The organism is Prevotella sp. OH937_COT-195 (assembly GCF_003932845.1).
GTDB lineage: Bacteria > Bacteroidota > Bacteroidia > Bacteroidales > Bacteroidaceae > Prevotella.
On sequence record NZ_RQZH01000062.1, the window covers coordinates 1 to 1792 of the forward strand.

Annotated in this window: 2 protein-coding genes; both read right to left on the bottom strand. The window is 32.6% G+C overall.

The window, feature by feature from the left end; translation table 11 throughout:
• Positions 1-306 precede the first annotated feature (306 nt).
• On the bottom strand, positions 307-1005 hold the full coding sequence (locus tag EII32_RS11180) for a hypothetical protein (protein WP_125235453.1): 699 nt from the start codon (positions 1003-1005) through the stop codon (positions 307-309).
• A gap of 1 nt (position 1006) precedes the next feature.
• On the bottom strand, positions 1007-1792 hold a 786-nt coding region (locus tag EII32_RS11185; RefSeq protein ID WP_317125336.1), incomplete at its 5' end, for an RHS repeat-associated core domain-containing protein.

The following is a 1792-nucleotide window of genomic DNA, read 5'->3' on the forward strand; positions in this document are numbered from 1 at the left end:
TGTATTTGTAGGATTGAAAATCACCGTTCAAGCCCTTGCCCATCAAACCACCGAAAGGGTAATAGTCGTTGCGTTCCTCCAAATTACCATTCCCACACAACTCACCGTAAGTGTATTTCACAAATCTATTCTTGCTCATATATTCATCTTATGCAGCAAATTTAGCACATTATATCCTATTTCGCAAATTTACTTGTTAAAATCTTTAAAATAATATACATAGGTTAGTTAAAGATAAGAATACTCTCAAAAGAGTTCTAATTTTCTCGATTTTTCCGGCTTAATGGATTATTTGGTATTTCCAGCCTACCAAATGTCCATTAAGCCTTTTTTCTTCATAAAAACTTCCCCTTTCCAAGTAATGGTTCCTTTTGATATTTTAGCGTAATCGCCTTTAACATAATATTTTTCAAAAAAACAATCATCTATTGCGGGAATTTCTATCAAAACATGATTAATGTTCTTTTCCATTTGATATTCTTGAAATGAATCAAATACAACTATACCATAAAATAGACCATCAGAAGTATGAGGTATAATATGTTCAGGCACAATATAAAATGTTATTGATTCAACATTATTAGGTAGCATCAAATCTCTACTGCTCTTGGAGTAAATAAAATCAAATGTTTTGAAAGTATGGGTATATAATGATATTTTAAGATTCGACCTTTGATGAGGAATTAAAAAAGAAACTTTTATACTGTCATTTATAGTAGAGTCTGAAAATTGAATAACTTTTAATCCTTTTAATGCAAGGATGTTCTGAGGAGTTGAATTCAATTCAATGAAATTAACATCAACCCACTTAAAAGTACATTTAGCCAATGTGTCATTACTCCAAACAGGAGAATGAATTTGAGGTATAATGTAATTTAATTCATTTCCTATAATTTCTATTTTTGCTCCGGATTTGCTAAAATAGGTTCCTGATATATCTTTTTTTTGTCCAAATAAATAAAAGCTAAAACAAATACATAAATACAATAAAATTCGTCTTTTCATATTATTTTCCTCCTACTATCAATTTCTTTTGCTGTTTAAAGAATTTATTCAAGTCAATAGAATACTGAAAAATAACAGGATAAACATGTTTCCCGTCATTTATTATACCACCCACAGAGTGTACATCTATACCTTGTAATCCTCTTCCACCTAAACTACCAGGGAAAGACTTATCATAAGAGTATTGCATTTTATAGGCTTCAATCTCCATATTTGAAACACCTCTTATACCAACTCCTGCATTAAGCAATTCTCCATTATTGGAAAACTTTAACCCTCCTGCATCCAATGATTGTCGAACATGCGTGATTTCATGTATGGATAGAGCATCCGAAGAAGTTTCAATATAAACCTTTCCATCAATACCTTGACGCACTTTATGTTCTCCACCGTTAATTGAACTTAAAGCATACACATTGTTTTGGTCTGCTCCCAACACATCAATGTCTGCCTTACTTGTATTCAAGTTCGATATACGATTATTTGCTTCTGATATTTTACCTTCAAGTTTCCTGACTTGCTTTTCGCTCAAACCTCCTTTGTCAAGTTTATCTTGATTTTTGGCTATGTCTTTGTTAAGAGAAATAATTCTATTATCTATATTTCTTTTTAACCGTTCCGCTTCTTGTGAGTCTTCCCAAATCATACCTGTTGGGTCAATGTATTTTATCGGATTATTAGTACAATATGCATAAGGACTTGTGGAGTAATATTTCTCCGACAGCGGATCCATCGTCGTGAAGCGGCAGGTGGCGGCATCGTAGCGTCTTGCCCCGTAGTCGTAAAC

What these genes read in the sequence shown, in the direction of transcription:
- EII32_RS11180 (WP_125235453.1), bottom strand. Translation starts at nt 1,005, where the DNA reads ATGAAAAGACGAATTTTATTGTATTTATGTATTTGTTTTAGCTTTTAT.